The following is a 6,384-nucleotide window of genomic DNA, read 5'->3' on the forward strand; positions in this document are numbered from 1 at the left end:
TCCTCTCTCCCGCATCAGGCGGAAATCAGTCCTTCATACCGCTGGTCTTGATGCCTTCGGTGATGTACTTCGAGCAGAAGATGTACAGGATGGCCGGAGGGATAATCATCAGCATGGAGAACGCCATCTGCAACGGCCAGTTGGTCTGGTTGCCACCGCCGGCGAGCTGGAAGGAGGTCAGCGCGCCCACGGTCAGCGGCTTGAGCTCATCGGAGTCGATGAAGACCAGCGGGGTGAACAGTTCGTTCCACCAGAAGCTGGCGGACATGATGCCCACAGTGATGAAGATCGGCTTGCCGAGCGGCACGATGACCTTCCAGAATGCCTGCCAACGGTTGCAGCCGTCCAGCATGGCGGCCTCATCGATGGAATCCGGAATGGAGACGAAGAACTGACGGAACAGGAACACGTTGTACGGCTGGGCGAAGAAGCTTGGCAGGATCAGCGGCCAGAAGGAGTCCAGCATGCCGAACGCGCGGAACAGCAGGTACTGCGGAATCACCAAGGTGGCGGTCGGAACCATCATCGTGGCGATGATGATGCCGAAAACCACACCGCGGCCCTTGAAATGCATACGAGCCAACGGATAGGCCACGATGGAACTCGAAAGCAACGTACCCAACGTGTTGAAGACGCACAAGATCAGGGTGTTGCGCAGATACAGCAACGTGGAGGGGTTGCTCAGCACTTCGGCGTAGTTGCTCCACTGCGGATCAGAGGGGAACAACTGAGGCGGCCAGGAGGAGATGCCTGTCAGCGTCTTGAGCGAGTTGCAGAAAATCCAGTAGATCGGGAAGAACATGAACAGTGCGACGATGATCATCACCACGTACTGCAGGACGGTGTACCATTTCGGTGCTTTAAACATGATTCACTCTTTTCGTCTGAAGCGGTTCGTCGGAAGCGTGCGCCCGAACCGTCACTTGCGATCCATGAGCTTGAACTGCACCGCGCCGATGACGGCCACGATGAGGAAGAGCACCACGGCCAGCGCGGAGGCCTGACCCATGTTGAAGCTCTTGAAGGCCTTGTCGTAGATCAACAGGCCGAGCACCTTGGTGGCGTCGCCAGGACCGCCGCCGGTCAACGGGTAGAGCAGGGTGAAGGCGCCGTTGAAGGAATTGACCGTGCAGCTGACCACATTGAACAGCATCATCGGGGCGATGCCCGGAATGGTGACATGCCAGAATTTCTGCCAGCCGTTGGCTCCGTCGAGGGATGCGGCCTCATACAGCTCGGTAGGCACATCCTTGAGCGCCGCGGAGAAGACCAGCATCTGCTGACCGGTGGCGAAGGTGAAGATGGAGGCGTAGGCCACGACCAGCCACACCAGCGTGGTGCTACCGGTCCAGTTCGGCGGATTGTTCACGCCGATGGCCTTGAGCACGTAGTTGACCACGCCCAGCTGTGGGTTGAACATCAGCGTCATGCAGCCCGCCATAACCACAGACGGCATGATGGTGGGCACATAGTAGAAGAACTGGAACAGACCCTTGAATCGCACCTTCGTGTTGAGCAGCATGGCCAGGATGAGCGAGAAGAGAATGGAGACGCCGACGTTGATGATGGTGAAGATGAAGGTGACCAACAGCGTCTTGCCCAGTTCGGAATCGCCGGACAACAGGTCCGCATAGTTCTTCAGTCCAACGAACTGTGGCTGCCCCAGCAGGTTCCACTTGGTCAGGCTCAGATAGAAGCTGAAGAGGATCGGGAAGCCGCTGAACACGAGGAATCCGATAATCCACGGGCTCAGGAATCCCCAACCGGCGGCGGCATCCGAGCGTTTCCGAGGCTTGGGGGCCTTTCTCGAGGATGCGGATACTGCAACGGATGACATGGTGCATATCCCTTTCTGGACAGTATTGGACGATATTGATTGGTTTGGTTGAAGTGTGAAATCAGTGCCCGGCCGAGCATCCGCCTGGCGCACGGAAGCAAAGGAGTGCCCGGTTGCCGGTGACCGACCTTAATCGGCGGCCGGCAACCGGGCGAATAGGAGGAAGGAGAAACAATGAGGAGATTGATGGCAGGCCCCGAGGAGCCTTGCCGATATTCAATCGCCGAAACGATTGAATATCGGGTTATTCGATTATTTGGATGTTCGGTTGCCCGTACGGCCACCGTCGCATGGTCAGCCTATTGTCACTGGGCGTCTTCGATGTCCTTGTTGGCCTTGTCAACGGCGGTCTTGAGCACATCGTTCTCAGAGGTCTGGCCAAGGATATAGGCATTGATCTGGTTGTACAGGTCGAAGGTCGGGGTGGAAGCCACGGTGGTGTAGCCGAACTTGCCCTGCTCTGCAGCCTCGGTGAACGCGTCCCAGTTGCTCGGACCGTGTGCGCCCTGCACCTGGTAATCGCCCTTGTCACCGATGGACTTGAACGGGGAGATGTTGGCGTTGGCCTTCTCAAGGGCAATCTGGCCCTCGTCGCTCATCATCCACTTGATGAACTTCTCAGCGGCGGTCTTGTGCTTGGAGGTGGAGGAGATGGCGAAGAAGGAGGTGTGCAGGGAGTTGTAGTCCTGTCCGTCCGGGGCGGCCGGCATCGGGGCGATATCCCAGTTGAAGTCTGCGTCCTTGTATGTGGTGGAGATCAGCCAGCTGCCGCCGAGAGTCATGGCAGCCTGGCCTGCGGCGAACAGATCGGAGACCTTGGAGCCGGAGGACGGGGCGGGCTGCACCTTAAGCTCGTTGGTCATCTTGTTCTGGTACTCGAGAGCGGCCTTGAGACCCTTGCCGAGGGACAGCTTGCCGTCCTTGACGACATCGTCACCGCCCTGGCCAGCCAGGGAGTACCACACACCGTTGAAGCTCGGTGCGTCGGAGCCCCACTGGGTAGTCTGGCCGCCCTCGGTCTTGGTGAGCTTCTGGGCGGCGGCCGCGTAGTCGTCCCACGTCCAATCGGAGGTCGGATAGGCCACGCCTGCGGCGTCAAACATATCCTTGTTGTAGTACATGATCTCGGTGGCCATGCCCTGGGAGAGACCGTAGTAGCCGTCGACCTCATCGGCGATGCCCTTGACGGCGGGCAGCAGGTCGTCGGTATCGACGCCCATGTCGGCCAGCTTGTCATCGAGCTTGTCGATCACGCCGTTCTTGGCGTAACGTACATAGTCGGCCTCCTGCAGCAGCATCACATCGGGGGCGTTGTTACCGAGGATCATCTGGTTGATCTTGGTGTTGTAGGAGTCGCCCGGAACCTTGACTTCCTTGAGCTCGATGTCCGGATTCGCCTTCTTGAACTCCTCAAGAACCGGGAAGGTATCCCAGTAGGAGAATGTCAGGGTGTTGTCATCTCCACCGGAGGATGCGTTGGTGGAGTTTCCGCAGGCAGCCATGGCGCCCAGGGACGCAACAGCGGCGACCGCAGCGATGGCTTTCTTCACAGCGCGGGAAAAACGAACATTCACGATGTGTCCTTTCTTCGTGTTTCTTGATTGCCGGCCACTCTCTCGACCATGAGGATCGCTCTGCAATGAGGTGTGGTAAGCAAGCAACTTCAGCATAAGAACCAAGAAAAATAATCTTCATATATTTGCACGGTTAGGAAAGTTTTCCTACAATGGCAGCATGAGTTCGCGTGTTACCTTGCAAGACGTGGCCAACGCTTCTCACGTTTCCCTTGCCACCGCATCAAAAGCGCTCAATGGCACTGGAAACATCGCCGCCCATACACGTCGGCTGGTACAGACCACCGCCAAGGAACTCGGATACACGCAGCGCGCGCAGGCAAAACAACAGACCGCACACCACCAGTCCGGGCTTATCGGTTTGGTATCGGCAGATTTCGAGGGACGTTTCTCCATGCCGGCGCTTTCCGGCGCGGAAGACACCTTGGGCGTGGCCAATCATGCTGTGCTGCTGACGAATTCACGCGGCGACCCGAAGATCGAACGAGCGCATATCGATCAATTGGCCGCGCGAGGAGTCGACGGCCTGCTGATTCTGGGCGGCGAGACCGACGCGCGGCCACCGGTTCGCCCCAGCACCGCGCTTGGCATACCAATCGTATACGCCTATGCGCCATCGACTGACCCCAATGACTGCTCGATCACCGTGGACAATGTGCGCCGGGGAAGCCGCCATCAATCATCTGCTCGGCCAAGGGCGCACGCATATCGCAGTGCTGGCGGGCCCGGAATACTACCGGGCCACGGCGGATCGCGTCGCAGGCGCCGAGCAGGCTATGGCTGCCGCCGGACTGAGCTTCTCGGCACCCACCCGATACGGCAACTGGCACGAATCCTGGGGACGTGCGGCCACCAACCTGCTCATCGAATCCGGGGCACAGGTGGATGGCCTGTATTGCCTGAACGACATGCTGGCGCGCGGCAGCATCGAATCATTCCTGAATCATGGCATACGGGTACCCGAAGATGTGGCGGTGATTGGGCATGACAATTGGTCGGTCACCGCCACCGAATGCCGCATACCCATAACCACGTTCGACAACAACCTGCACGAAGTCGGCCGTAGAGCGGCGCGAATGCTGCTGTCCGCCATCAAAGGGCATCCGGCCAAAGGCATCACCACCATGGACTGTTCGCTGATCATCCGCGAATCCACCATGGCACGGCATTAGCGGTTCCAGGGCACTACGGCCTATTGGCCTATCATGCGTCCACTGCGCAGACGCGTGTCATCGAGCCGTGACCTTGAACGTGCGCGAAGCGTACTGGCCCACCGGCAAATCAACGCGCAAGGTACCATCAGCGATATTCCAGAACGTGTTCCACAGCTCGAATCCCTCAGTTCCCGTGGGGAAGACCGGCGTCACACGCACCTCATGCCCAGCGAATTGCGGCAGGTTCAGCGTGGCATGGGCGCAGAACGGATCACGAGCCCAGACCGTAATCAGCGCATCGCCATCTGCGGTCTTCAAGCCCAACGCCACCACCACATCGTCCCATTTCGGCAGTCCGAGCGGCCAGAACGGCACCGAAGAGCCGATGACCGGTTGCACATGTTGCTTATACGCCTTGATGCCAGACTCGACGAGCGCATGTTGGGCGTCATCCATGCGGTTCAGGTAGCCGGACAGGAAGAACCGGCCAAGGAATGTGGTGTTGATGTTGAACGCGGTCTCCTCGTCGGTCATGCCGGACTGCGGGTAGGCCCAGCTCGCGGCCTGCTCAGGCAGCATGAGCATCGGCGCCGCGGCAGCGATCGCCGGATACAACTTCCAGTCCTGCTGATCGGACGTGGACTGCACCTGGAAACGGGAGAGCTGCGCGAAGTCCTCGCGCATGCCACCCGATGAGCAGTTCTCGATGATGAGATCGGGATAGCGACGATACAGTGAGTCGATCCATGCGCTGTAGGCTCGATTGTGCCCTAGCATGCCATCGCCCGCACTGTCAGCCTCGTAATCGCTGCCCGCACCAGGCGAGACGTTGTAGTCGAACTTGAAGTAGCCGATGCCGTATTCCTTGACCAGACGGTCAATCACCGAATCCAAGTGTGCACGAGCAGCGTCATCGCGCAAATCGAGCAGGTAACGGTCCTGCTCCCGCACACGCTGGCCGTGACGCTGGAAGAATGCGGAGTCAGGCAGTTTGGCGGCCATGGGCGACTCCACACCGATGACCTCGGGCTCAAGCCAAATGCCGGGAATCATACCCTGCTCGCGAATCGCATCGATGACCTCGACGATGCCCTTCTCGCCCGGAAAACGGGTTTTCGAGGGCATCCACTCGCCCACCGACGGCCACCAGTTGCCGGTGTCGTCGTACCAACCGCAGTCGATGACGAAGATCTGGACGCCCACTTCGGCGGCGGCCTTGATCAACGGCAGCTCCTTGGCGGTGGTCGGATCGCCGTAGATCGTGTTCATGTAGTCGTTGAACACCACGCTCGGGCGCTCATTGTCCCGATGCGGCAGGCGGAACGCACGCCGGTAGTCGGTCACCGCGGCAATCGTCTCGTCAAAGGTGTGAGCGAGTGCGAAGGATGCCGGCACCGTGGTGAAAGATGCGCCAGGCTGGAGCACATGCTCCCAGGAATGGTTCTCGCTGGTCGGACCGGAGAGCGCCACGCCGCCGTCCGTGGTGTCGTCGTGGATCTCCCAACGCCATGCACCATTGTGCTCGATCTGGAACAACCAAGTCAGGCCGAAACGCTCGGATTCCAATACGCCCAGCGGTGCTGCCATGCCGGTGGACCAGGTGCCCGTGGAAATCTTCGCATACTCCTGACGGGGGTCCACTGCGGTGATCTCCTGACTGAATTTCGGCAGCAGGCCACGTACGGACTGGGTTTGCCACCGGCCTTCGGCCAGCCAGTCGAAGCGGCTTTCATGCAGACACCAAGCACCGAGATCTGCATCCTGCCCGGCCGGCGCGCCGAATTCGCTGGTCCAGCTGGTCACGGAATCGAGGATTATC

Annotated in this window: 4 protein-coding genes and 1 pseudogene; 1 reads left to right on the forward strand and 4 read right to left on the reverse strand. The window is 59.5% G+C overall.

Annotated features, from left to right (window positions below; all coding sequences use genetic code 11):
- Positions 1 to 25: 25 nt before the first annotated feature.
- The 3 genes from BG22_RS06300 to BG22_RS06310 all read right to left on the reverse strand — a co-directional run bounded on the left by BG22_RS06300 (position 26) and on the right by BG22_RS06310 (position 3,411).
- A complete protein-coding gene (locus tag BG22_RS06300) occupies positions 26 to 868 on the reverse strand; it encodes a carbohydrate ABC transporter permease (protein WP_140494181.1) in 843 nt (280 codons plus the stop codon).
- Positions 869 to 919: 51 nt separating this feature from the next.
- Complete coding sequence (locus BG22_RS06305) at positions 920 to 1,837, reverse strand: carbohydrate ABC transporter permease (RefSeq protein WP_140494183.1); 918 nt, start codon at positions 1,835 to 1,837, stop codon at positions 920 to 922.
- Between the two features lie 305 nt (positions 1,838 to 2,142).
- Entirely contained in the window at positions 2,143 to 3,411 is a 1,269-nt protein-coding gene (locus tag BG22_RS06310; RefSeq protein ID WP_258186241.1) for a sugar ABC transporter substrate-binding protein, read from the reverse strand.
- Positions 3,412 to 3,571: 160 nt separating this feature from the next.
- Between BG22_RS06310 and BG22_RS06315 the strand changes: the two are divergent.
- A pseudogene (locus BG22_RS06315) lies at positions 3,572 to 4,583 on the forward strand (LacI family DNA-binding transcriptional regulator).
- Positions 4,584 to 4,640: 57 nt separating this feature from the next.
- On the opposite strand, the gene BG22_RS06320 reads toward BG22_RS06315, so the two are convergent.
- The gene (locus tag BG22_RS06320) at positions 4,641 to 6,383 is read right to left on the reverse strand and encodes a glycoside hydrolase family 36 protein (protein ID WP_258186242.1); all 1,743 of its coding nucleotides are present in this window, start codon (positions 6,381 to 6,383) and stop codon (positions 4,641 to 4,643) included.
- Position 6,384: the final 1 nt, after the last annotated feature.

Source organism: Bifidobacterium sp. UTBIF-78 (genome assembly GCF_006408945.1).
Taxonomy (GTDB): domain Bacteria; phylum Actinomycetota; class Actinomycetes; order Actinomycetales; family Bifidobacteriaceae; genus Bifidobacterium; species Bifidobacterium myosotis.